The organism is Polaromonas sp. P1_F4 (assembly GCF_056405675.1).
On sequence record NZ_JBFUBP010000009.1, the window covers coordinates 129,806 to 151,185 of the forward strand.

The 21,380-nt window shown below is 62.5% G+C and carries 25 protein-coding genes; 17 read left to right on the forward strand and 8 right to left on the reverse strand.

The features are described from left to right. Window positions 1-85 precede the first annotated feature (85 nt). The 6 genes from AC1DYQ_RS17960 to AC1DYQ_RS17985 all read left to right on the forward strand — a co-directional run bounded on the left by AC1DYQ_RS17960 (window position 86) and on the right by AC1DYQ_RS17985 (window position 6,432). A complete protein-coding gene (locus AC1DYQ_RS17960) occupies window positions 86-1,018 on the forward strand; it encodes a sugar kinase (protein WP_477687914.1) in 933 nt (310 codons plus the stop codon). Next, window positions 1,015-1,896 (forward strand): 2-dehydro-3-deoxygalactonokinase, encoded by an 882-nt coding sequence (locus AC1DYQ_RS17965; RefSeq protein ID WP_477687915.1) that lies wholly within the window; start codon window positions 1,015-1,017, stop codon window positions 1,894-1,896. Before AC1DYQ_RS17960 ends, AC1DYQ_RS17965 begins: the two co-directional genes overlap by 4 nt. A 35-nt stretch (window positions 1,897-1,931) precedes the next feature. Further along, on the forward strand, window positions 1,932-2,573 hold the full coding sequence (locus tag AC1DYQ_RS17970) for a 2-dehydro-3-deoxy-6-phosphogalactonate aldolase (RefSeq protein ID WP_477687916.1): 642 nt from the start codon (window positions 1,932-1,934) through the stop codon (window positions 2,571-2,573). Continuing rightward, on the forward strand, window positions 2,570-3,364 hold the full coding sequence (locus AC1DYQ_RS17975) for an SDR family NAD(P)-dependent oxidoreductase (protein ID WP_477687917.1): 795 nt from the start codon (window positions 2,570-2,572) through the stop codon (window positions 3,362-3,364). The genes AC1DYQ_RS17970 and AC1DYQ_RS17975 overlap by 4 nt, the downstream gene beginning before the upstream one ends. A 206-nt stretch (window positions 3,365-3,570) precedes the next feature. Then, window positions 3,571-5,940, forward strand: coding sequence for a heavy metal translocating P-type ATPase (locus AC1DYQ_RS17980; RefSeq protein ID WP_477687918.1), 2,370 nt, complete (start codon window positions 3,571-3,573; stop codon window positions 5,938-5,940). Window positions 5,941-6,030: 90 nt separating this feature from the next. Then, window positions 6,031-6,432 carry an SRPBCC family protein gene (locus tag AC1DYQ_RS17985; protein WP_477687919.1) on the forward strand — a complete coding sequence of 134 codons (402 nt, stop codon included), beginning with the start codon at window positions 6,031-6,033 and terminating at the stop codon, window positions 6,430-6,432. A 2-nt stretch (window positions 6,433-6,434) separates the two neighbouring features. Here the strand turns inward: AC1DYQ_RS17985 and AC1DYQ_RS17990 are convergent, their stop codons facing one another. After that, window positions 6,435-7,061 carry a LysE family translocator gene (locus AC1DYQ_RS17990; protein ID WP_477687920.1) on the reverse strand — a complete coding sequence of 209 codons (627 nt, stop codon included), beginning with the start codon at window positions 7,059-7,061 and terminating at the stop codon, window positions 6,435-6,437. A gap of 119 nt (window positions 7,062-7,180) precedes the next feature. On the opposite strand from AC1DYQ_RS17990, the gene AC1DYQ_RS17995 reads away from it, so the two are divergent. Continuing rightward, complete coding sequence (locus AC1DYQ_RS17995; protein WP_477687921.1) at window positions 7,181-7,861, forward strand: DNA-3-methyladenine glycosylase I; 681 nt, start codon at window positions 7,181-7,183, stop codon at window positions 7,859-7,861. Between the two features lies 1 nt (window position 7,862). On the opposite strand, the gene AC1DYQ_RS18000 is transcribed toward AC1DYQ_RS17995, so the two are convergent. The 3 genes from AC1DYQ_RS18000 to AC1DYQ_RS18010 form a co-directional block, all read right to left on the reverse strand. Next, window positions 7,863-8,837: a magnesium and cobalt transport protein CorA gene (locus AC1DYQ_RS18000; RefSeq protein ID WP_477687922.1), complete on the reverse strand. Its 975-nt coding sequence runs from the start codon at window positions 8,835-8,837 to the stop codon at window positions 7,863-7,865. Between the two features lie 84 nt (window positions 8,838-8,921). Then, window positions 8,922-10,202, reverse strand: a complete 1,281-nt coding sequence (locus AC1DYQ_RS18005; protein ID WP_477687923.1) for an MFS transporter — start codon at window positions 10,200-10,202, stop codon at window positions 8,922-8,924. Beyond that, entirely contained in the window at window positions 10,192-10,671 is a 480-nt protein-coding gene (locus AC1DYQ_RS18010) for a MarR family winged helix-turn-helix transcriptional regulator (RefSeq protein WP_477687924.1), read from the reverse strand. Before AC1DYQ_RS18010 ends, AC1DYQ_RS18005 begins: the two co-directional genes overlap by 11 nt. A gap of 48 nt (window positions 10,672-10,719) precedes the next feature. Between AC1DYQ_RS18010 and AC1DYQ_RS18015 the strand changes: the two genes are divergently transcribed. Next, window positions 10,720-11,274: a PaaI family thioesterase gene (locus AC1DYQ_RS18015; RefSeq protein WP_477687925.1), complete on the forward strand. Its 555-nt coding sequence runs from the start codon at window positions 10,720-10,722 to the stop codon at window positions 11,272-11,274. On the opposite strand, the gene AC1DYQ_RS18020 is transcribed toward AC1DYQ_RS18015, so the two are convergent. Beyond that, window positions 11,271-12,146 carry an MBL fold metallo-hydrolase gene (locus tag AC1DYQ_RS18020; RefSeq protein ID WP_477687926.1) on the reverse strand — a complete coding sequence of 292 codons (876 nt, stop codon included), beginning with the start codon at window positions 12,144-12,146 and terminating at the stop codon, window positions 11,271-11,273. The two genes, AC1DYQ_RS18015 and AC1DYQ_RS18020, sit on opposite strands and share 4 nt — an antisense overlap. A gap of 78 nt (window positions 12,147-12,224) precedes the next feature. Here AC1DYQ_RS18020 and AC1DYQ_RS18025 point away from each other — a divergent pair, with 78 nt between their 5' ends. The 7 genes from AC1DYQ_RS18025 (at window position 12,225) to gloA (ending at window position 16,772) form a co-directional block, all read left to right on the forward strand. Then, window positions 12,225-12,554: an ArsR/SmtB family transcription factor gene (locus AC1DYQ_RS18025; protein ID WP_477687927.1), complete on the forward strand. Its 330-nt coding sequence runs from the start codon at window positions 12,225-12,227 to the stop codon at window positions 12,552-12,554. Then, window positions 12,551-12,985, forward strand: coding sequence for a YeeE/YedE family protein (locus AC1DYQ_RS18030; RefSeq protein ID WP_477687928.1), 435 nt, complete (start codon window positions 12,551-12,553; stop codon window positions 12,983-12,985). Before AC1DYQ_RS18025 ends, AC1DYQ_RS18030 begins: the two co-directional genes overlap by 4 nt. 10 nt (window positions 12,986-12,995) lie before the next feature. Further along, window positions 12,996-13,412, forward strand: a complete 417-nt coding sequence (locus tag AC1DYQ_RS18035) for a DUF6691 family protein (protein ID WP_477687929.1) — start codon at window positions 12,996-12,998, stop codon at window positions 13,410-13,412. Window positions 13,413-13,721: 309 nt separating this feature from the next. Beyond that, a complete protein-coding gene (locus AC1DYQ_RS18040; protein WP_477687930.1) occupies window positions 13,722-14,024 on the forward strand; it encodes a hypothetical protein in 303 nt (100 codons plus the stop codon). Between the two features lie 23 nt (window positions 14,025-14,047). Next, the gene (locus tag AC1DYQ_RS18045) at window positions 14,048-14,395 is read left to right on the forward strand and encodes an N-acetyltransferase (protein ID WP_477687931.1); all 348 of its coding nucleotides are present in this window, start codon (window positions 14,048-14,050) and stop codon (window positions 14,393-14,395) included. A 101-nt stretch (window positions 14,396-14,496) separates the two neighbouring features. After that, a complete protein-coding gene (locus tag AC1DYQ_RS18050) occupies window positions 14,497-16,212 on the forward strand; it encodes an ATP-binding response regulator (protein ID WP_477687932.1) in 1,716 nt (571 codons plus the stop codon). Window positions 16,213-16,361: 149 nt separating this feature from the next. Continuing rightward, window positions 16,362-16,772 carry a lactoylglutathione lyase gene (gene gloA, locus AC1DYQ_RS18055; RefSeq protein ID WP_477687933.1) on the forward strand — a complete coding sequence of 137 codons (411 nt, stop codon included), beginning with the start codon at window positions 16,362-16,364 and terminating at the stop codon, window positions 16,770-16,772. A 100-nt stretch (window positions 16,773-16,872) separates the two neighbouring features. On the opposite strand, the gene eda is transcribed toward gloA, so the two are convergent. The 3 genes from eda to AC1DYQ_RS18070 form a co-directional block, all read right to left on the reverse strand. Then, entirely contained in the window at window positions 16,873-17,535 is a 663-nt protein-coding gene (eda, locus tag AC1DYQ_RS18060; RefSeq protein WP_477687934.1) for a bifunctional 4-hydroxy-2-oxoglutarate aldolase/2-dehydro-3-deoxy-phosphogluconate aldolase, read from the reverse strand. Beyond that, the gene (gene edd / locus AC1DYQ_RS18065; RefSeq protein WP_477687935.1) at window positions 17,526-19,343 is read right to left on the reverse strand and encodes a phosphogluconate dehydratase; all 1,818 of its coding nucleotides are present in this window, start codon (window positions 19,341-19,343) and stop codon (window positions 17,526-17,528) included. Before edd ends, eda begins: the two co-directional genes overlap by 10 nt. 164 nt (window positions 19,344-19,507) lie before the next feature. Next, window positions 19,508-19,909 (reverse strand): OmpA family protein, encoded by a 402-nt coding sequence (locus AC1DYQ_RS18070; RefSeq protein WP_477687936.1) that lies wholly within the window; start codon window positions 19,907-19,909, stop codon window positions 19,508-19,510. Window positions 19,910-20,209: 300 nt separating this feature from the next. Here AC1DYQ_RS18070 and AC1DYQ_RS18075 point away from each other — a divergent pair, with 300 nt between their 5' ends. Next, a complete protein-coding gene (locus AC1DYQ_RS18075; RefSeq protein ID WP_477687973.1) occupies window positions 20,210-20,755 on the forward strand; it encodes a gamma-glutamylcyclotransferase in 546 nt (181 codons plus the stop codon). Window positions 20,756-20,842: 87 nt separating this feature from the next. After that, window positions 20,843-21,367 (forward strand): superoxide dismutase family protein, encoded by a 525-nt coding sequence (locus AC1DYQ_RS18080; RefSeq protein ID WP_477687937.1) that lies wholly within the window; start codon window positions 20,843-20,845, stop codon window positions 21,365-21,367. The last annotated feature ends 13 nt before the right edge of the window (window positions 21,368-21,380 follow it).

Consider the following 21,380-nt stretch of genomic DNA (forward strand, 5'->3'; position numbering starts at 1 on the left):
GGTTTGAAGCGCGACGTGCTTTCAGGTTTTTCTTCCCTGAAAAGCCCCGCGCCGGGATGCCGGAAGAAGCCAGGAAACCCAATCAATGCAAGCCAGAAAATTCGATGTCGTCGCGCTCGGCGAAGCCATGGTGGAATTCAACCAGACCACTGCCGGCCAGCCTAACTACCTGCAGGGTTTTGGCGGCGACACCAGCAACGCCGTGATCGCGGCGGCGCGCGCCGGCGCCAACACCGCCTATCTCACCCGCCTGGGCTGCGACACTTTCGGCCACTCGCTAATGGCCTTGTGGACCGCGGAGAAGGTTTCCACGGAAGCGGTCCAGCAGGACAGCGAGGCCAGCACCGGCCTGTACTTCGTCACCCATGGCCCCAAAGGCCATGAATTCAGCTACCTGCGCGCGGGCTCCGCGGCCAGCCGCATGACACCGGCCTGGCTGCAGCAGGCCGGCGCGGCCGATGCCGTGCGCCAAGCCAAAGTCCTGCACGTCTCGGGCATATCGCTGGCAATTTCCGCGGGTGCCTGCGATACGGCTTTTGCCGCCATGAAGCTGGCCAAGGAAGCCGGCACGCTGGTGTCTTTTGATTCCAATCTTCGGCTCAAACTCTGGCCGCTGGACCGGGCGCTTGCCTGCACCCGCCACGCCGTTTCACTGTGCGACATTTTCCTGCCGAGCCTGGAAGACATCACCACCCTCAACGGCATGACAGACCCCGACGCGGTGATGGACTGGGGCCATGCCCTGGGCGCCAAAACCGTGGTGCTCAAGCTCGGCGGCGACGGCGCGCTGGTCAGCGACGGCACGCGGCGCGAGCGCGTGCCCGTGCACAACGTGAAGCTGGTGGATGCCACCGGTGCAGGCGACTGCTTTTGCGGCAACCTGCTGGCGCGCATTGCGGCGGGCGACAACGTCTTTGATGCGGCCCGCTATGCCAATGCAGCGGCCGCCCTCACGGTGCAGGGCTACGGCGCGGTCGCTCCGCTGCCGCGTCCCGAACAGGTCAGGGCCCTGCTGTGAACCGCCTTCTGGCAGTCGACTGGGGCAGCTCTTCACTGCGCGGCGCGTTGATCGACGGCGCCGGCACAGCCCTGGACGAGCGTTCCTTCGCACGCGGCATCCTGACTGTCGCTCCCGGTACCTTTCCGGAGGTTTTTGCAAGCTGCTTTGCCGACTGGATGACGCCTGGCACGCTGTGCCTGATCTCCGGCATGGCCGGCAGCAAACAGGGCTGGCGCGAAGCGCCCTACTGCGCCTGCCCCGCCGGCTTTGACGCGATCGCCGCCGCACTGGAATGGGTGGAGCCCGGCCGCATCGCCATCGTGCCCGGCCTGAGCATAGACAAGGGCGGCGTGCCCGACGTCATGCGCGGCGAGGAAACGCAGATCTTTGGCGCCTTGCAACTGTTGGGTCTGACCCATGCCCGGCTGGTGCTACCCGGCACGCACAGCAAATGGGTCACCGTCGAAAACCGGCAGGTCACAGATTTTTCGACCTGGATGACCGGCGAGTTCTATGCGCTGCTGCGCCGCCAATCCATCCTCGCACGCATGCTGCCCGACGACGAACCCGCGCTGGACGCCGCCGCCTTCGATCAGGGCGTGGCCCATGCGCTGGCCGGCCCCGGCCTGCTGAACACCGCCTTCAGCACACGCACCCTGTCGCTCTTCCAGCGGATGACCACCGAGTCCCTGCCCAGCTACCTGTCAGGCCTGGTCATCGGCGAGGAACTCAAATCCCAGGCACTGCCGCGCGGCGAGCCTGTGGTGGTGATGGGCGCGGAAGTCCTCACGGCCCGCTACGAACAGGCACTGGCCCAGATCAATGTGTCCGTGAAGCGCGTGGGCGCGGGCGCCACCTGGCGCGGCCTGCGCGCCATCGCCGATACCCTGGCCTGACCGGCGCAGTATTGCGCCTCAACCCACAGAACACCATGAACAACGCACACCAAAAATTTTCCCAGGCCCTCAACGCCCTGCCCCTGGTGGCCATCCTGCGCGGACTGACGCCGGCGGAGGCCCAGCCTGTCGGCCAGGCACTCGTTGCCACGGGCTGGACGCTGATCGAAATTCCGCTCAATTCACCCCAGCCGCTGGACAGCATTGCCGCCATGGCCAGCGCCTTTCCGCAGGCCCTGGTCGGTGCCGGCACGGTGCTGACTCCTGAGGCGGTGCGTGACGTGCACGCAGCGGGTGGCCAGCTCATCGTTTCGCCCAATTTCAACCCGGCGGTGGTGCGTGAAGCTGTCCGCCTCGGCCTGGTGTGCCTGCCCGGCATCATGACTGCCAGCGAGGCATTTGCTGCGCTCGAAGCGGGTGCGACAGGGCTGAAGATTTTCCCGGCCGAAATGATCACCCCGGCGGTCGTGAAAGCCCTTCGCGCGGTACTGCCCGCGCAAGCCGCAGTGCTACCGGTCGGCGGCATCACGCCCGCCAATATGGCGCCCTACCTGGCCGCGGGTGCCAACGGTTTCGGTATCGGATCGGCACTCTACAAACCAGGTTCTTCCGCCGCCCAGGTCTCCGAATCTGCTATGGAATTCATAGCTGCTTGCGCTGGTACCATAAGGGCATGAGCATTATTTCATCTACAGATACTGCCCAGGTATCGTTCGGGCTGGCGGGCCGCGTCTGCATCGTCACCGGCGGTGCCCAAGGCATCGGCGAGGCCTGCGCACGGCGTTTTTCGCGCGAGAAAGCCGCGGTCGTCATCGCCGACATCGACGACGCGCGCGGCGCTGCGCTGGCCACCGAACTCGGCGGCCTCTACGTTCATTGCGACGTGGGCGACAAGGCCCAGGTCGATGCGCTGGTGGCTCGCACCGTGGCCGCGCACGGCCGCATCGACGTGCTGGTGAACAATGCCGGCATATTCAAGGCTGCGGAGTTTCTGGACGTGACGGAAGCCGATTTCGACGCCGTACTGCGCATCAACCTCAAGGGATCCTTCCTGGTCGGGCAGGCCGTGGCGCGCGTGATGGCGGCCGCCGGCAAGGGCAGCATCGTCAACATGAGTTCGGTCAACGGCGTGCTCGCCATTCCCACCATTGCCAGCTACAACGTCAGCAAAGGCGGCATTAACCAGCTCACGCGCGTGATGGCGCTGTCGCTGGCCAGCCAGGGCGTGCGCGTCAACGCGGTTGCCCCCGGCACCATCGCCACCGAACTGGCCGCCAGGGCCGTGCTCACCAGCGACGAGGCCAAGGCCAAAATCATGAGCCGCACTCCCATGAAGCGCCTGGGCGAGCCTTCGGAGATCGCCGACACGGTGGCCTACCTCGCCAGCGACGCCGCCAGCTACATCACGGGCGAAATCGTCGTGGTCGATGGTGGGCGCATGACGCTGAACTACACCGTGCCGGTGTAGCCTGGCATGCACGCGAAAGCGTGCCGGTTTTCCGCTTTCAGTTGACGTGGATCATGCAATCCACCGCGGAAGGCGCTGAAGATCACCAGAGCCTTGCAGGGGAAACTCTCCTCCAATCCAGAGGGACTTGACCTTCCCACAGGGGGAAGGTCTACCCTTGTTCATGGGCCTGGTCCAGGTCTGCAGAACACCAAAGGAAGCCCTCCATGAACCACACCTCCCACGCCACACCGGGAACCACACAGGTAAATGCTCACCTGCCGCCCACCACCCCGGACGGACTGAAAGACCCGGTCTGCGGTATGGACGTCACCACGGCATCCGCGCACCATCTTGAGCACGAGGGAAGGCCTTACTACTTCTGCAGCGCCGGCTGCCTGAAAAAATTCTCCGCCGACCCGACGGCCTACGTCAACGGGCTCAAGGCAGCGCCCGCCACCGAAGCAACGCGCGAACCCGATGCCGGCCAGACCGGTGAAACCCTTTACACCTGCCCCATGCACCCGGAAATCCGGCAGGACCATCCCGGCAACTGCCCAATCTGCGGCATGACACTGGAGCCCGTCATGCCCAGCCTTGACGAGGACGAAAACCCGGAACTCGTCTCCTTCACCCGCCGCTTCTGGTGGACGCTGCCGCTCACTGTGGTGGTGACGGTGCTGGCCATGTTCGGCCACCAGCTCGGCTGGTTCGACATGGCCGTCCAGAGCTGGATCGAGCTGTTGCTGAGCCTGCCGGTCGTATTGTGGGCAGGCTGGCCCTTCTTCGTGCGCGGTGCGCAATCGCTCGTCCACCGCAGTCCGAACATGTGGACCCTCATCAGCCTGGGGACGGGCGCCGCCTTTGTCTACAGCGTGGTCGCTACCCTCGCGCCCGGTGTATTCCCCGACTCGTTTATCTCCATGGGCCGTGTAGCGGTGTATTTTGAAGCGGCGGCCGTGATCATTTCCCTGACGCTGCTCGGCCAGATGCTGGAGCTGAAGGCGCGTTCGCAAACTTCCGCCGCAATCAAGTCATTGCTGGGGCTGGCGCCCAAAACCGCACGGCGCATCAAGGCCGACGGCACCGAGGAAGACGTTCCGCTGACCCACGTGCACGTGGGCGACAGCCTGCGCGTGCGCCCCGGCGAAAAAGTGCCCGTCGACGGCGTCGTTACCGAGGGTGGCAGCGCCGTCGATGAATCGATGCTGACCGGAGAACCCCTGCCCGTGAGCAAGCGTCCGGGCGACAAGCTGATAGGCGCCACGCTCAACACCAGCGGCGCGCTGGTCATGCGCTCCGAGCGCGTCGGCGCGCAAACCATGCTGTCGCAAATCGTGCAGATGGTCGCGCTGGCCCAACGCTCGAAGGCACCCCTGCAGCGTATGGCTGACCAGGTGGCTGGATGGTTTGTCATGGCCGTGGTGGCCGTGGCCGTGCTGACCTTTCTGGGATGGGGATTTTTCGGCCCGCAACCGAGCTGGGTTTACGGCCTGATCAACGCGGTAGCAGTGCTGATCATCGCCTGCCCCTGCGCGCTGGGCCTGGCCACGCCGATGTCCATCATGGTCGCCACCGGCAAGGCGGCTGGCCAGGGCATTCTTTTCCGCGATGCGGCGGCGATTGAACACCTGCGCACCGTCGACGTACTGATCGTCGACAAGACCGGCACGCTGACGGCCGGCAAGCCGGCGTTCGACCGCGCGATTCCCGCCGACGGCTTCCGTGCTGATGAGGTGTTGCAGCTGGCCGCCAGCCTGGACCAGGGCAGCGAACACCCGCTGGCCGAGGCCATAGTAGCCGCAGCGCGCGCTCGCAGCCTGCCGCTGGACACGCCAGAGAACTTCGAGTCCGCCAGCGGCATCGGCGTCAGCGGGCATGTGGCTGGTCGGCTGCTCGCGCTAGGCAATACGGCGTTGATGGCGCAGGCTGGTGTTTCAGTGGATTCGCTGCTGGCCCAGGCGGAAACCCTGCGTGCCGAGGGCGCCAGCGTGATGCACCTGGCGGTCGACGGCCGGCTTGCGGGCCTGCTCGCTGTGGCCGATCCGGTGAAAGCCAGCACGCCCGAGGCGCTGGCGGCGCTCAAAGCCGCCGGCCTGCGCGTGATCATGGCCACAGGCGACGGCCTGACCACAGCCAAAGCCATCGCCGGGCGCCTGGGCATTGACGAAGTGCACGGTGGCGTGCAGCCGGCAGACAAGCTGGCACTGGTCAAGCGCCTGCAAGATGAAGGCCATATCGTTGCCATGGCCGGCGACGGCATCAATGACGCCCCGGCCCTGGCCCAGGCCAACGTGGGCATTGCCATGGGCACGGGTACCGATGTGGCCATGAACAGCGCCCAGATCACGCTGGTCAAAGGTGATTTGCGCGGCATTGCACAAGCCCGGAAAATCTCGGAAGCGACGATCGCCAACATGAAGCAGAACCTCGGCTTCGCCTTCGTCTACAACTCGCTGGGGGTGCCGCTGGCCGCGGGCTTGCTCTTTCCCTTCACCGGCTGGTTGTTGTCGCCCATGATTGCGGCCCTGGCGATGAGCCTGAGTTCGGTGTCGGTGATCAGCAATGCGCTGAGGCTGCGCGGAAAGCGTTTGTAACCGGCGCTTATCAGGGCTGACTTCGCCCGGTTTGATTGCTATGCTGCAATGACAAGGCGCCACCCCGGCGCCAGCCAGACTGGGGTCACCATGGCCACGATCTACAAGGAATTCACGGTCGACGCGGGCATAGGCAGCGTCTGGGACGCGCTGTGCGACTTCAACGCGGTGCACCGGCGCCTTGCGCCGGGCTTCGTGGTCGACTGCAAGCCCGGCGAAGGCGGCCGGACCGTAACCTTTGCCAACGGGATGGTTGCGCACGAAGTGCTGGTGGGCATCCATGAAGGGATGCACCGCCTCAGCTACACCGTGGTCGGCGGCAAGGCCACCCATCACATGGCTTCGGCGCAGTTGTTTTCCGAGGGCGAAAACCGCACCCGCTTTACCTGGGTTACCGACGCGCTCCCCGATGCGCTGGAGGAATACATCGACGCGATGATGACCCAGGGCGCGGCGGTGATGCAGCAGGCACTCGGCAGGCCGGCCGCCTGAATTCAGGCCGGCCGCTTGGCCAACAAGGCCCAGACGCCCGCCATGGACAGCAGCGAGCCGCCCGCGAAATTAAAACGCCGCTGGGCGCGCGGCGAGGCCAGCAGCGTGCGGGCCGACGCAGCAAACACCGCGTACAGCGTGGCGTTCAGGCTGGCCATCACCACAAAGGTCACCGCCAGCACCCAGAGCTGCCGCGTCACGTCGGCGCCGGGGTTGATGAACTGGGGCAGGAAAGCCACGAAAAACACAATGCCCTTGGGGTTGAGTGCGGTGACCAGGTAGGTATTACCGAACAGCTTCCACAAGGAGCCCGGCGCCTCGGGCGCTGCCGCCTGCATAGGCGAAATTCCGGCGCGCAGGAGCTTGATGCCCAGGTAAAGCAAATACAGGCCGCCCGCCCACTTGACTACCGTGAACCAGAAGGCCGATGCCGCGAGCAAGGCGCCCAGGCCGAACAGCGAGACTACCAGGGCCGTCGAGTCACCCAGCGCCACGGCGGCCACCAACGGAATGTTGGCACGCTTGCCGTGCGCCATCGAGTAGCTGATGACCGTCAGGATGGTCGGGCCCGGGATGATGAGCAGGACGGTGGTTGCGGCGACGAAAGCTAGCCAAAGCTGGATGGACATGGTGCGTTGTTCCGAAGTTGTGGATCGATGAGAGGGAGCGTGCTTCATGATACTGCCGGGCGGCAAAAGATGAGTCACCTCACCCGCACAGCCCTGCCCGCATTTGCCTAAAATTGCCCATGCCTTCCGCCATCCCGCCCAAGCGCCTCAAAGTTGCACCCTCGCCGGCTACCAGCCTTTTTATCGATGACACCCACACCGCGCGCTGCGCCTGGTGCCAGGCAACGCCCCTTTACCGCAACTACCACGACAGCGAGTGGGGCTTTCCGGTGGACGATGAACGCCAGCTCTTCGAAAAAATCTGCCTTGAAGGTTTTCAGGCTGGCCTCAGCTGGCTGACCATCCTGAACAAACGCGAATCCTTTCGCAACGCGTTCGCCAACTTCGATGCCGAGCAGGTGGCCCGCTTTGGCGAGCGTGACATCAAACGCCTGGTCAATGACGCGGGCATTGTGCGACACGCGGGAAAGATCGCCTCGACCATCAACAATGCAAAGCGCGTCATCGAGCTGCGAAAAGAATTTGGCTCACTGGGCGCTTTTGTCTGGCGGCTGGAGCCCGAGGCCAAGAGCCGGCCCGCACGCATCACGCACGAGGCCGTGAAAGCCATGCCGACTTCTCCGGCCTCCATCGCACTGTCCAAGGATTTGAAGAAACGCGGTTGGAGCTTTGTGGGCCCAACCACGATGTATGCCTTCATGCAGGCCATGGGCCTGGTCAATGACCACATCGAAGGTTGCGCCAGCCGCAAGCCCGCGCTGGCAGCGCGCACGGCGTTTACCCCGCCTCGCGTGTCGTAACTTAAAGCCAGCGTGCGCGCTTGAAACGCCAATAGAGTAATGAGCACGCCACCACAATCATGCTGATGGCCATGAGGTAGCCGTAGCGCCATTTGAGTTCGGGCATGGCTTCGAAGTTCATGCCCCATATGCCGGCAAACGCCGTGCAGACCGCAAAGATACTGGCCCAGGCTGCGAGTTTCTTGGTGACTTCACTCTCTTCAATCGTCACCATCGCCAGGTTCACCTGGATGGCCGTGCCTATGGTGTCGCGCATGTTTTCGATCAGCGCGTTGATGCGCGACAAATGGTCGACCACATCGCGAAAATAGTCCTGTACGCCGCTGCAGATCTGGGGAACCCGGCCGCCGTAGAGCTTGCTCGCGCCTTCCAGCAGCGGTGCTACTGCGTGCTTGAGCACCATCACGCTGCCCTTGAGTTCGTAGAGCCGTTCGATGTTCTTTCGCGCAGCACCGGGCGTGAAGATTTCCTTCTCGATCAGCTCCAGCTCGGTTTCAAGCGCATCAAGAATGGGAAAGTAGCGGTCGACCACCGCGTCCATCAGGGCGTACAGCACAAACCCCGAACCGTTGCGCAGCAGCTCGGGTTCGCGTTCGCAGCGTTCGCGCACACCCAGAAAACCTTTTTGACTGCGGTTGCGCACGGAGAGCACATAGTTCTTGCCGGTAAATACATCCACCTCGCCAACGTTGAGCTCGCCCGGCTTGTCGGCGGAAGGCTCGATCAGGTGCAGCACCGAGAACAGCGAAGCGCCGTATTCCTCGATCTTGGGCCGCTGGTGGCCGTGCCGGGCATCTTCTACCGCCAGTTCATGCAGGCCGAATTCCTCCCGCATTTCCTCGAGCTCTTCTGGTGTGGCGTCTTGCAGCGCCACCCAGACGAACGCGTCAGGCCGGCAAATGTACTCGCTGATCTCGGTGACCGGGATATCGGCGAGCTTGGTGCCGTTCTGGTAGACCACACAATTGATGAGCATCTGATGTTTCCCCGCAAGTTGCTTGCAAGGATTCTGTCACAGCGACTCTCAAGTGCAATAGCGGGGACACCTCGTCAAGCGCCTTCAGGCCGCCGCTTTGGCGGCCATTTGCCGCGGCAACAAGGCTTCACGGATAGGCAGATTCACCAGCGCGGCGCCGACAGCCAGAACAATGTCGATGTACCAGACCCAGTCGTAGCTGCCGGTGGCCTGGAATATATAGCCGCCCAGGTAGGCCCCCAGAAAGCCACCCACCTGGTGCGACAGCATGACCACACCGAACAGCATGGCCATGTTGGCCGTACCGAACATCTTGGCGACCAGGCCCACCGTGGGGGGAACGGTCGAGAGGAAGGTCACGCCCATGACGGCGGCGAAGATCAGCATCACGGCCGGCGTTTTGGGCGCGAGCAGGAAGATGAGCACAGCCAGGCCGCGCGTCGCGTACAGCAGGGCTAGCAAGGACTTCATGCGCCATTTCCCCACGGCCCAGCCCATGGCCAGGCTGCCGACGATATTGAAGAGGCCGATCATCGCAAGCGACCAGCCGCCGATTTCAGGCGGCAAACCGCAGGCCGCTATCACGCCGGGGAGGTGAGTCGCCAGAAATGCCACATGAAAGCCGCAGACCAGGAAACCCGCAGCCAGGTAACGATAGCTGGGCGTGCCTATTGCCTGACTGATAGCCTGGCGCGCGCTGAGTGCTTTCGTGCCTGAAGCTGCTGCGGCCTGCGCCGCCAACGCTTTCGAATTGCCCTTGAGCACCAGCGCCGCAGGCACCGCCAGCAGGATCAGCGCGCCCAGCCATTGCATGGCGCTGGCCCATCCGACAGCGGCGGTGAGGCCGATGGCAATCGGCGCCATCGCAAACTGTCCAAACGAGCCGCCCGCATTCACGATGCCGGTCGCCAGGCCGCGCTTTTCCGGTGGTACCAGACGCGTGCTGGCCGCCATCAGCACTGAGGGGCCCGCCATGCCGGCGCCGCCCGCGGCCAGCACACCGATGGCAAAGATCAGGCCGGCCGTGCTGGTCATCAACGGAGTGATGATCGTGCCAATCGCCACCAGCACCACACCCAAAAAGATCACACGGCCTGTGCCGATGCGGTCAGCCACCGCGCCGGCAAAGGGCTGCGTCAGCCCCCACCAGAGCTGGCCGAAAGCAAAGGCCAGGCTGATGCTGCCGATGCCCAGTGCGGTAGAGGTGTTCAGCGCCGACAGGAACAGGCCCATGGTCTGGCGAACGCCCATCGTCAGGGCGAAAGTGCCGCCGGCTGCCAGCAGCACCAGCCACATCGCGATGCGGCGCGCGGGCAGGACAGCGGAAGACGCGGCGGGATTGGAAGGCTCGGGATTACTCATCATCAACTCCGGATTCGATGGGGGACAAAAGCTCTAAAGATTCATTGATCAGGTTGTGCAAGGCCAGCACACGCCCGGTGCCCAACAGCGCGTTGAGCTGCTCCTGCGCCGCCCTCCACCGCGAGCGGGCTTCTTCACGCTTGGCGCGGCCTGCGTCAGTCAGCACCACGGTTCGGCTGCGCGCATCGGTGCCTGCTGCGAGTTCAATCCAGCCGGCGTCGATCAGCGGCTTGAGGTTGCGCGTGAGGGTGGAGGCACTCATCTTCATGCCACGCGCCAGCTCGCCCGGTCGCATGGGGCCCAGCTTCAGCACATAAGTCAGCAGGGAATACTGCGTTGTCTTCAGGCCCGCCTTGATCATTTCAAGGTCGTAGTGGTGCGCGACGCGGCGCATCAGCTGGCGCAGCTTGACATTGGTGCAGCCCTGCACTTTGAGTTCGGCCTGGGTTGACAGGCGGGTTTTCTCGCTCATAATTTAATTGTAGCTACAATCATTGTATATGCAACATTTATAAATACCATGACCCTGCAAGACACATTGACTCAATGGATGGAACAAAGCGCCGCGGTGCGCGCCCGCATGGTCGGCGGTGGCGGCAAGCCGGGCCTGGCACGGCCGGAAGACGTGACGGGCAAGACCGGCATGGAAGTGATGCAGGCAATGCTGGCCGGTGAGCTGCCCTACCCCCACATTGCCGAAACACTGGACTTTGCGCTGATTGAAATCGAGCCCGGTAAAGCCACCTTTCAGGGCACACCGCAGCTCAAGCACTACAACCCGCTGGGCACCGTGCACGGCGGCTGGTACGCCACGCTGCTCGACTCCGCCGTAGGCTGCGCCGTGCACACCATGATGCCGGTGGGCCGGGCCTACACCACGGCCGAGCTGAGCATCAACATCGTGCGCGCCGCCTCACACAAGACCGGGCCGCTGCGCGCCATTGGCACCGTCATCCACTGCGGCCGCCAGCTGGCCACCGCCGAGGGCCGCATCGTGGGGCCGGACGGCAAACTGTATGCACATGCGACGACGACTTGCCTGGTGTTTGAGGTGCCGGCACCGATGGTCGGCTAAGCGACACCCAAGGCGTTGACAGGAATCTTGAGATAGCTCACGCCATTGCCTTCAGGCGGCGGCAAGCTGCCCGCCCGGATATTCACCTGGATGGAAGGAATGATCAGCGTGGGCATGCCCAGCGTCGCATCCCGGGCCGCGCGCATGGCGACAAAAGCCTCTTCGGAGATGCCGTCATGCACATGGATATTGGCGCGGCGCTGCTCACCCACAGTGGTTTCCCACTGAGGCGCACGTTCTCCAGGCGGGTAGTCGTGGCAGACGAAGATCCGGGTTTCTGCCGGCAGTAATAGCAGCTTGCGGATAGAGCGGTACAACTGGTGGGCATCGCCGCCCGGGAAATCCGCGCGGGCGGTGCCTACGTCGGGCATGAAGAGCGTGTCGCCCACAAACACGGCGTCACCCGCAAGGTAGGCCATGTCCGCGGGCGTATGGCCGGGTACATGCAGGGCGCTCATCTCCAGGTTGCCCAGCCTGAATATCTCGCCGTCCCTGAACAGGTGGTCGAACTGGCTGCCATCCGGCGCAAACGAATGCTCCAGGTTAAAAATCGATTTGAAGGTGGCCTGCACGGCGCGTATATGTTCGCCAATGGCAGTCCTGCCGCCGGCCTGCGCCTTCAGGTAGTGCGCGCCCGAGAGATGGTCAGCGTGCGCGTGGGTTTCCAGGATCCACTCGACCTGAAGGCCCTGCCGCGCCACATGGGCCAGCACCTGGTCGGCCAGTTCCGTGCTGGTGCGCCCCGATTTGAAGTCATACCCCAGCACCGGGTCGATGATGGCCGCCTGCCCTGTGCCGCTGTCCGCCACGACATAGGTGACGGTCCCGGTCACGGGATCAAAAAATGCCTGGGGATCCAACGGGCTTGGCATGGACTGTTCTTTCATCGGAGAGGCTTTTCTCCACATTATATGTTTTCATATAATATCAAGAAGCCCCAACGTACGGCCATGAAATCATCCCCTCCCGTTTTGGACCCCGGACTGCTTCGCGACGCGGCTGCGCAAGCCGTGGGTGTGCTCAAGGCACTGGCCAATGAAGACCGGTTGCTGCTGCTCTGCCAGCTCTCGCAGGGCGAGCGCTGCGTGAGCGAGCTCGAGCAGGACCTGGGCATACGCCAACCCACGCTCTCGCAGCAGCTCGGTGTGCTGCGCAATGAAGGCGTGATCATCCCGCGCCGGGACGGCAAGAACATTTATTACCGCGTGGCCGAACCCGGGACGCTGGAAATCCTGGCGCTGCTCTACCGCCTGTATTGCCCTGAAGGACGCAAGCAATGACCCTGGACTGGAACGCTTTCACACCCTGGTCCGCACTGGCGGGCGGCCTGCTCATAGGCCTGGCCGCCGCGATGTTCGTGCTGCTCAACGGGCGCATCGCCGGCATCAGCGGAATTCTGGGTGGATTGCTCAAACCGGTACGCGGCGACGTCGGCTGGCGGATAGCCTTTATCGCCGGGCTCGTCGGCGCTCCATGGGCTTATGCCGCATTCTTGGCCTTGCCCCCCATGCGGGTGGATGCCGGTTATGGCCTGCTGGTCACCGCCGGCTTGCTGGTGGGCATCGGCACGCGCTATGGCGCGGGCTGCACCAGCGGCCATGGCGTGTGCGGGCTTTCAAGGCTGTCGCCGCGTTCGCTGGTGGCCACGGTGACCTTCATGGGCGCCGGTTTTGCTGTGGTGTTTCTGGCGCGCCATCTGTTCAAACTTTAGGAGAAAGACCATGCTACTGCTGTCTTCCCTGCTGGCGGGCCTGGTGTTCGGCCTGGGCCTGATCGTCTCGGGCATGGCCAATCCCGCCAAGGTCCTCGGCTTCCTGGATCTTGCCGGCCCCTGGGACCCGTCGCTGGCCTTTGTCATGGCCGGCGCCATTGCCGTGGGCCTCTTCGCTTTCCTGCTGGCTAAAAAAAGGCGCCGTTCCCTGTTGGGCGCCGATATGAAACTGCCGGCTGCGGGCCCTGTGGATCACAGGCTGGTGGCCGGCAGCGCCCTCTTCGGGGTGGGGTGGGGGCTCGCCGGTTTTTGCCCCGGCCCGGGCCTGGTGGCCCTTGGCATGGGTGAACCCAAAGCCGCCGTGTTTGTGCTTGCCATGCTGGCCGGGATGGCGGTCTTCGAGTTGCTCGAAAGACGGCGGCTCTAGCCCCCACGCAACTACGCCACTTGGCCGGCATGGCCCTCCAAAAAGCCGGTTCGATGACCTGACCGAAAGATATCCTTGAAGAAGGGCTCGCACCAGGACCAAAGATCCCGGCCGACTGTCCGCATGCAGACAATTTATGTTCTTTTTTCGATTCGACCCGCTATTCAAGCGGAATATGCGGGGAAGCCCCTGTTATATCTGACAGGGTAAGGCTTGATTCAGCCTTGCACGGCGCATAGACTGCGCGAACATCAAAAGAAGAATAAGAGCATTTGGCAAGACAAGCACTCAACCTGGAAATGCAACGCAATGATTACCTCCCCGAACGACCATGCGCCAACCCCCTTTCAGGTTCTGCACCAGCCGATGGATGCTCCAGGCGCCATTTTCCTCACCGGGGGAACACCCTTCATTTCGGCATCTCCCCGGGGAAACTTCGTCGAGGAAATCACGCTCTGCCATCTGGATACTCCGTTAAAGATGGAAAAGGTCCAGAGCCTGCGCGGCCACATCAACCTGCCGTCCGGATGCCGTGACGCGCGGTTTTTTGAACAAGAAAAAAAAGAGACGAATTGGGCTTTGTGTTTGCGTTTGAGTTCCAACGCGTGGTGATTGGCACCTTGAGGCTGGTTCCCATGCACAAGGGGCTGACCTCACTTGAAAAGCTGTTGGCGGAAAAACAATTGATTGAGCCAGAGACCTGCCGAAACAGCTGGGAAATCGGGCGCCTTGTGCTCAATCCCGATTACAGAAGCGGCCCCGATCTTGTGAAGCGATGCATATTTTTGGGTGTTTCGTATCTTGCGCGGCATACTGATGGGCAAGACCTCTTTGCCTCCTGCACGCCGGTGCTGAGCCGCTTGTACAGGCGTTTCGGGTTTTCCACCATCGCCAACAATATACGGGTGGATGGGGCGGACGAATCGTTTGCCTTGATACATGGACAGGTACCGGACATTCTCAAATCGTCTGACTGTCAGTAAGTCATGCACGGGAATATTTCATATTGCAGCCGCATCCTCCACCAGAGACCGGAAGAGGCTGCTGTTGATGGTTTTCCCGCGCCAACAGAATTGAAATATATATGGGCTGGTTAAAAAGACTCTTTGGCCACTACGAGGCTTACCACGCACATGGAAGGCCGTTGCTCAAATACATTGGCATCGTAGGCGCCCTGACCTATGTGGTGTTTTACCTGATACGGTTCACGAAACCCAATCCTCGTCCCTACGATGACCTGGGAATGCGGGTGCTGGTCGTAATTCTCTTTACCGTGCTGGCCATGAAAAATCACTGGCCACAGAAACTTAAAAAATACTACTTTTCCTACTCCTATTGGGCATTGATTTATTGCCTGCCATTTTTCAATGTCTTTCTTTCGCTGAAACGGCACGGAGGCATCCCCGCGATCTCCAACTGTTTTATCGCGCTCAGTTTTCTGGTCATGATCGCCGACTGGCGCAACACAATTGCCATGTTGGTGATCGGTTGCGGCAGCGCGGCGTTGCTGTACGTCGCCATCACGCCCAACCCTTCAATACCCATGGACATGGTGGCCCAGCTTCCGGCCTACCTGCTGATTCTTATCGGTGGCGCCGCATTCAAGCTTTCGGAAAAGCAGATAGATGCCGAAAAATTGCGCATCGCAAACTCCCTTGCCGGCTCGATCGCCCATGAAATGCGCAACCCGCTCGCACAGGCCAAGATGAGCCTGGAGAGTATCGGGGAAATGCTGCCCGCGAACGGTATCGCGGTCTCCGCCGAACACACTTCCCGCATGCGCCAGTTTGTCAACATGGGGGAGATCGCTGTACACAGGGGTAACCAGGTGATTGACCTGATCCTGGGCTCCTTCAAGTCCAGCGCGGTGGACCGAAGCAAATTTGAGTATTTATCCGCCGCAAAAATAACTCAGAAGGCGGTGGACGAATACAGTTTTTCCGATCGGCACCTGCGGGGTGATGGTGGCAACTTACGTGACAGTGTCACGGTGAATGTCGTGAAGGACTTCACCTTTTACGGAGACGAAACTCCTTATGTTTTTGTGCTCTTCAATCTGATCAAGAACGCGCTCTATTACCTCGACCAAAAGTCCGGCGCAACAATCGTACTGACGATAGACGATCACAAGGTGACCGTCAGAGACACGGGCCCAGGCATCGACAAGGAGGTGTTGGCACACCTGTTTGAATCCTTCATGACCTCCGGAAAAGCCGAGGGGACAGGCCTTGGGCTGTCGTACTGCAAACGCACCATGCAAAGCTTTGGTGGTGACATTCATTGCGACTCCGTGGTCGGTGAATTTACACAGTTCACGCTGACCTTCCCCCCAATACCGCAAACCGGGATGGGCAAGGCCGCCATAGCGCCGGAAGTGCCTCGGCAGGCAGCCAGCCCGGCCATCCCCGGCAATGTGCTGGAAGGCAGAACCGTCATATTGGCCGAAGACGACGAACTTAACCGCATCATGGTGGGCGAGCGCTTGAAAAGCTGGGGCTTGACAGTACTGGAAGCGGAAGGGGGGCGCCAGGTTCTGGCCCACCTGGACAGCACACCATACGTCGATTTGATCTTGATGGATATGAACATGCCCGGTTTGAACGGCGTGCAGACGACTCAGGCGATTCGCTCGCGGGATTGGGAGCATCAGGGTATTTTTATCCTCGCACTTTCCGGGAACTCCGATGAGCTTGATGTCAGGACAGCCTTGAACGCCGGCATGAATGGCTACATCCTGAAAAATGGCGACATGAAGTTGCTGCAAGGAAAAATGCTGGAGGCTTTGGCGGCAACAAGGTAGCCCCGGGGAGAAATCCAACCCCGCGAAGCCCCCCATCGGTCATTGCGCAGCATGCATCGCCATCGCCTTTGCATCCCTACGCAAGCGGCCTGCACAGGGAGCGAAGATTGGCGACAATGGGCAGTCCGCCACTCCCCACCTTCATCACCATGCGACTCCTACACACCATGCTGCGCGTTGGCAGTCTCCAGCGCTCCATCGACTTCTACACGCAGGTTCTTGGCATGAAGCTGCTGCGCACCTCGGAAAATCCCGAGTACAAATACAGTCTGGCCTTTGTCGGCTATGAAGGCAACCCGGCGCAGGCCGAAATCGAGCTGACCTACAACTGGGGCACCGAAAGCTACGACATAGGCACGGCTTTTGGCCATATCGCGCTGGGCGTGCCAGACGCCTATGCGGCCTGCGAGAAGATCAAGACGGCGGGCGGCAACGTCACGCGCGAGGCCGGCCCGGTCAAGGGCGGGACCACGGTGATTGCCTTTGTGACGGACCCGGACGGCTACAAGATTGAGCTGATCCAGCGTGATGAAAGCGCTGCGGGCGCTGGCCTGCGTTAGTTCATTGCGCTCCGCTGCTATTCTTTTAATAGCTGCTTGCGCTCATCCAGAAAGGCTGGCAGCGCCATTTTCCTCATAAATAGCGGGTGGGCTGCCTAGCTCAGGCAGCATTGCGTGCCAGCTGGCAGGCCTGAAAAGCCAGCGCGGTCACGTGTGACCAGTTGCCGCGAGCCAGCGTGTCCGCAGGGGTCAACCAGGAACCGCCCACACACACCACATTGGGCAGCGCCAGAAACTCAGGTGCATTGGCCACCGTGACGCCACCCGTGGGGCAAAACCGCACGTCGCCGAACGGTCCGTTCCAGGCCTTCAACATGGCCGGGCCGCCCGCCTGCATGGCCGGGAAAAACTTGAGTTCCGTCAGACCGTCCTCCTGCGCCATCATGATCTCGCTTCCGGTAGCCACCCCTGGCAGCAGCGGCAGGCCGGCATCCTTGCAGGCCTGTCCCATCGCACGGGTGTAACCGGGGCTCACCGCAAAGCGTGCACCGGCCATGGCGCAGGCCTGGGCATCGGCGGCGCTGCGCACAGTGCCGGCACCCACCACGGCTTCCGGCACATCGCGCGCAATGGCCTCAATGCAGGCCAGCGCTTGCGGCGTGCGCAAGGTGACTTCGAGCATCCGGATGCCGCCGGCCACCAGCGCACGTGCCAGCGGCACCGCCTGGCTCACGTCGGTCAGCACAATCACGGGTATCACCGGGGCATCCTGCATGATCTGCAGGGGGCTCAGTTTTCCGCTGACGTTCAGGTTCACATCCACGATAAAGCTCCTTCTTCAGCCGTCAGCGCGTGACGGCGCATACCGGCAAACAGCTCCCGTCCCATACCGATGCCGTTGGCCGCGCGCAAATCGGCAGGCATGGTGTCGACCGGCCTGGCGGTCCATTCTGCATCGTTTACCAGTACCTTCAATTCGCCGGTGATGGCATCCACACGAATTACATCACCGTCGCGCACTTTCGCCAACGGGCCGCCGGCAGCGGCTTCGGGCGCCACATGGATGGCGGCCGGCACCTTGCCCGAGGCGCCGCTCATGCGGCCGTCGGTGACCAGCGCAACCTTGAATCCCTTGCCCTGCAGCACGGCCAGCGGCGGCGTCAGTTTGTGCAGCTCGGGCATGCCGTTGGCTTGCGGGCCTTGCCAGCGCACCACGCAAATCACGTCACGCTCCAGTTCGCCGGCACTAAAAGCCAGATGAAGGGCTTCCTGCGAATCAAACACCCGGGCTGGTGCCTCGATGACATGGCGGTCGTCGGGCACGGCGGAGACCTTGATCACGCTGCGGCCCAGGTTGCCCTGCAGCAGCTTGAGTCCCCCTGTAGCGCTGAAAGGTTTGGCTGGCGTGCGCACGATGGCCTCGTCTTTGGAAGCGCCCACGTCGTGCCAGGCAAGCGCCGCGCCGGCCAGCGCCGGCTCGCGTGTGTATTCGCGGATGCCGCCTTCACGCACCGTGAGCACGTCTTCATGCATGAAGCCCGCGTCCAGCAATTCGCGAATGATGAAGCCGGGGCCGCCTGCGGCCTGGAACTGGTTCACGTCGGCGCTGCCGTTGGGGTAGACGTGGGCCAGCGTCGGCACTACGTCGGAGAGGTCGGAAAAATCATTCCAGTCAATCACGATGCCGGCCGAATGCGCGACGGCTACCCAATGGATCAGGTGATTGGTGGAGCCCCCGGTGGCGAGCAGGGCCACCATGGCATTGACAATGGCTTTTTCATCGACGATCTGGCCGATGGGCGCAAAGCGCTTCGCCTTGACGATGCCCAGCACGGTGCGTGCCGCCTCGCGCGTGAGCTCCTCACGCAGCGCGTTGCCGGGGTTCACAAACGCGGTGCCCGGCACGTGCAGGCCCATGGCTTCAAGCAGCAGCTGGTTGCTGTTGGCGGTGCCGTAGAAGGTGCAGGTGCCGGGGCTGTGATAGGACTTGAATTCGGAATCAAGCAAGGCCTCACGGCCGACCAGGCCTTGCGCGGCCTGCTCGCGCACATGGGCTTTTTCCTTGTTCGGAATGCCCGACGTCATGGGACCGGCCGGCACAAACACTGTGGGCAGGTGGCCGAAATGCAGCGCGCCTATCAGCAGGCCCGGCACGATCTTGTCGCATACACCCAGCATCAGCGCGGCGTCGAACATGTCGTGCGACAACGCAACGGCCGTGCCCATCGCAATCACGTCGCGGCTGAAAAGGCTGAGTTCCATGCCGCTGGTGCCTTGCGTCACGCCGTCGCACATCGCGGGCACGCCGCCCGCAACCTGCGCCGTGGCACCCAGCTTGCGCGCCTCGTCCTTGATGAAGGCCGGGTAGGCCTGGAGCGGGGTATGCGCCGACAACATGTCGTTGTAGGCAGTGACGATGCCAATGTTGGGCTTGCGCTCGGTCACCACCTTGAAGCGGTCGTCCAGCGGCATGCCGGCAAAGGCATGCGCGACATTGGCGCAACCCATGCGGTCCAGGCCGGGTTCGCGGCTGGCGGCAGCGAGCAGGTGCGCAAGGTAGGCGCTGCGCGTGGGAAGGCTGCGCTCTGCGATGCGGGCGGTGATTTTTGAAACTGCGGGGTGAAGGGCCATGTTGTAACTCCGGTCATGGTCAAGTCACTGGGTATGTAACTTTATTACTGACTCTATGGTAACGGGTTACCGGCCTGTTTACCGCCGCACGGTTACCAGGTGGTTACGAAACGCAGCCGCAAAAGCTGTTCTGCAAAGTTCTGAAACAACCCGTGGGTGCGGCTTTACTGGAGGGTAATTTCCACACGCCGCGCTTCGGCGTCGCTGCCGCCACCCACAAGCTGCTCGGGTTTTTTCAGCACGATCTGGCGATCGGAAACACCGGCCTGCTTCAGTGCCTCGCGCACGGCAAGGGCCCGCTGCCGGGCAAGCGCTGCATTTTTCTGGGCGTCCCCTGTGGCATCGTGAAAACCGGTGATCACCAGCGTGCGGCCAGCCTTGGCGGCCTTGACCACTTCACCCAGGGCAGCACCCGCACCGTCCGCAAGGTCTGCATCGCCCGAGGCAAAATAAAACCGCACCGCGCCCTGCTCCACCTTCACGCTGGCGGCGTCGGCCGCAGCCTGCGAAGCCTGGCCGGCAATGCTCGCGGCACCGTCCACGGTGCTGGCTGGCAGGGCAGGCATCGGCGCCACCTCCGGCGCTGGCATAGGCTGGGGTATTTGGGCAGGGGCAACAGCGGCGGAAGGCGCCCGGCTGAGCCGATGCATGCAAAGCCCCACCACCAGCGCGATTACGAAAGCCACGAGGCCGAGAACGACCGCCAACACCAAGCCTTGCTGGCCCTCATCGTCCTGAGAAAACATTGCCCACTCCCGTCACTAAATCCGTCACAAAAACTCAACGCATTGTAAAGTGCGGCTGTGGAAAATTCAGCCAAACAAGCCGCCAGCCCAGGCATCAGCGTTTCCCGCAACCCGGACCACATGCTTGAGACCGTCATCCGCGAATGGGGCGGTAAAAGCGATCTCTGGATCTTCGCCTATGCCTCGCTCATCTGGCGTCCGGAGTTTGAACATGCCGAGGAACGTTTTGCGACCATCCACGGCTACCACCGCGCCCTGAAGATGTGGAGCCGCCTGAACCGCGGCACGCCGGAGTGCCCGGGCCTGGTGTTTGGCCTCCTGCACGGCGGCAGCTGCAAGGGGATGGTGTTTCGGATACCGCAGGCGCAGGTTGCCGGCGCCCTGCCCGCGCTGTGGGAACGCGAAATGCCCAACGGCGTGTACGACCCCAAGTGGCTGCGTTGCCAGACTGCAGAGGGCAATGTGCGGGCGCTGGCCTTCACCTTGTCCAAGCGCAGCCCCAACCATACGGGCGTGCTCAGCGCAGACGTTTACCGGCAGATTTTTTCGGACTCGTGCGGGCGCTACGGCACCACGCGCGAATATGCGCAACTCACCTACGACAAACTTAAAACCCTGGGAATTCACGACCACGCACTGGGCAAGCTGCTGGAGCTGGCCAAATAGGTCCAGACAGCGGAGGCCCCGGCCTTGTCAGCAGGGGCAAGGCGCCCTACAGTCAGCCATTGAATCAACCATCAGGAGACCTGCATCATGAAATACCACCCGGCACCGCTCGCCACCGCCCTTGCCGCCGCCTTTGTACTGGCCGCTTGCGCCTCATCCATGAACGGCCCGCGCGCCGTGGCCCAACTGCAAAGCACTACCGGCAATACCGCCTCCGGCACCGTCAGCTTCGTGCAGAGCGGGGACAAGGTACTGGTTTCGGGTGAGATACGCGGGCTCAAACCCAATGCCGAGCATGGCTTTCATGTGCATGAAAAAGGCGATTGCTCCAGCGGCGACGGCATGAGCGCGGGCGGGCACTTCAACCCCACGGGCCAGCAGCACGGCAGCCATGCCGACATGGCCCACCACACCGGCGACCTGCCCAGCCTGAAAGCCGATGCCAGCGGCGTCGCGAAATTCAGCTTTGAATCAAAGACCCTTTCGGTTGGCAACGGCACGACCGACATCGTCGGCAAGGGCCTGATCGTTCACCGCGACCCCGACGACTACAAAACCCAGCCCACCGGTAACTCCGGGCCACGGCTGGCTTGCGCGGTGATTAGAAGCTAGCCCCCACGTTCGC

Coding starts and splice junctions, on each gene's coding strand:
- AC1DYQ_RS18070 (WP_477687936.1), bottom strand. CDS start 19,909: ATGCCTGCCCTGCCAGCCAGCACCGTGGACGGTGCCGCGAGCATTGCC.
- AC1DYQ_RS18080 (WP_477687937.1), top strand. CDS start 20,843: ATGAAATACCACCCGGCACCGCTCGCCACCGCCCTTGCCGCCGCCTTT.
- AC1DYQ_RS17995 (WP_477687921.1), top strand. CDS start 7,181: ATGCCTTCCGCCATCCCGCCCAAGCGCCTCAAAGTTGCACCCTCGCCG.
- AC1DYQ_RS18015 (WP_477687925.1), top strand. CDS start 10,720: ATGACCCTGCAAGACACATTGACTCAATGGATGGAACAAAGCGCCGCG.
- AC1DYQ_RS18050 (WP_477687932.1), top strand. CDS start 14,497: ATGGGCTGGTTAAAAAGACTCTTTGGCCACTACGAGGCTTACCACGCA.
- AC1DYQ_RS18030 (WP_477687928.1), top strand. CDS start 12,551: ATGACCCTGGACTGGAACGCTTTCACACCCTGGTCCGCACTGGCGGGC.
- AC1DYQ_RS17970 (WP_477687916.1), top strand. CDS start 1,932: ATGAACAACGCACACCAAAAATTTTCCCAGGCCCTCAACGCCCTGCCC.
- gloA (WP_477687933.1), top strand. CDS start 16,362: ATGCGACTCCTACACACCATGCTGCGCGTTGGCAGTCTCCAGCGCTCC.
- AC1DYQ_RS18035 (WP_477687929.1), top strand. CDS start 12,996: ATGCTACTGCTGTCTTCCCTGCTGGCGGGCCTGGTGTTCGGCCTGGGC.
- AC1DYQ_RS17990 (WP_477687920.1), bottom strand. CDS start 7,061: ATGTCCATCCAGCTTTGGCTAGCTTTCGTCGCCGCAACCACCGTCCTG.
- AC1DYQ_RS18020 (WP_477687926.1), bottom strand. CDS start 12,146: ATGCCAAGCCCGTTGGATCCCCAGGCATTTTTTGATCCCGTGACCGGG.
- AC1DYQ_RS18040 (WP_477687930.1), top strand. CDS start 13,722: ATGATTACCTCCCCGAACGACCATGCGCCAACCCCCTTTCAGGTTCTG.
- AC1DYQ_RS17980 (WP_477687918.1), top strand. CDS start 3,571: ATGAACCACACCTCCCACGCCACACCGGGAACCACACAGGTAAATGCT.
- AC1DYQ_RS17985 (WP_477687919.1), top strand. CDS start 6,031: ATGGCCACGATCTACAAGGAATTCACGGTCGACGCGGGCATAGGCAGC.
- AC1DYQ_RS18045 (WP_477687931.1), top strand. CDS start 14,048: ATGCACAAGGGGCTGACCTCACTTGAAAAGCTGTTGGCGGAAAAACAA.
- AC1DYQ_RS17975 (WP_477687917.1), top strand. CDS start 2,570: ATGAGCATTATTTCATCTACAGATACTGCCCAGGTATCGTTCGGGCTG.
- AC1DYQ_RS18075 (WP_477687973.1), top strand. CDS start 20,210: ATGCTTGAGACCGTCATCCGCGAATGGGGCGGTAAAAGCGATCTCTGG.
- AC1DYQ_RS18025 (WP_477687927.1), top strand. CDS start 12,225: ATGAAATCATCCCCTCCCGTTTTGGACCCCGGACTGCTTCGCGACGCG.
- AC1DYQ_RS18010 (WP_477687924.1), bottom strand. CDS start 10,671: ATGAGCGAGAAAACCCGCCTGTCAACCCAGGCCGAACTCAAAGTGCAG.
- AC1DYQ_RS18005 (WP_477687923.1), bottom strand. CDS start 10,202: ATGATGAGTAATCCCGAGCCTTCCAATCCCGCCGCGTCTTCCGCTGTC.
- AC1DYQ_RS18000 (WP_477687922.1), bottom strand. CDS start 8,837: ATGCTCATCAATTGTGTGGTCTACCAGAACGGCACCAAGCTCGCCGAT.
- edd (WP_477687935.1), bottom strand. CDS start 19,343: ATGGCCCTTCACCCCGCAGTTTCAAAAATCACCGCCCGCATCGCAGAG.
- AC1DYQ_RS17960 (WP_477687914.1), top strand. CDS start 86: ATGCAAGCCAGAAAATTCGATGTCGTCGCGCTCGGCGAAGCCATGGTG.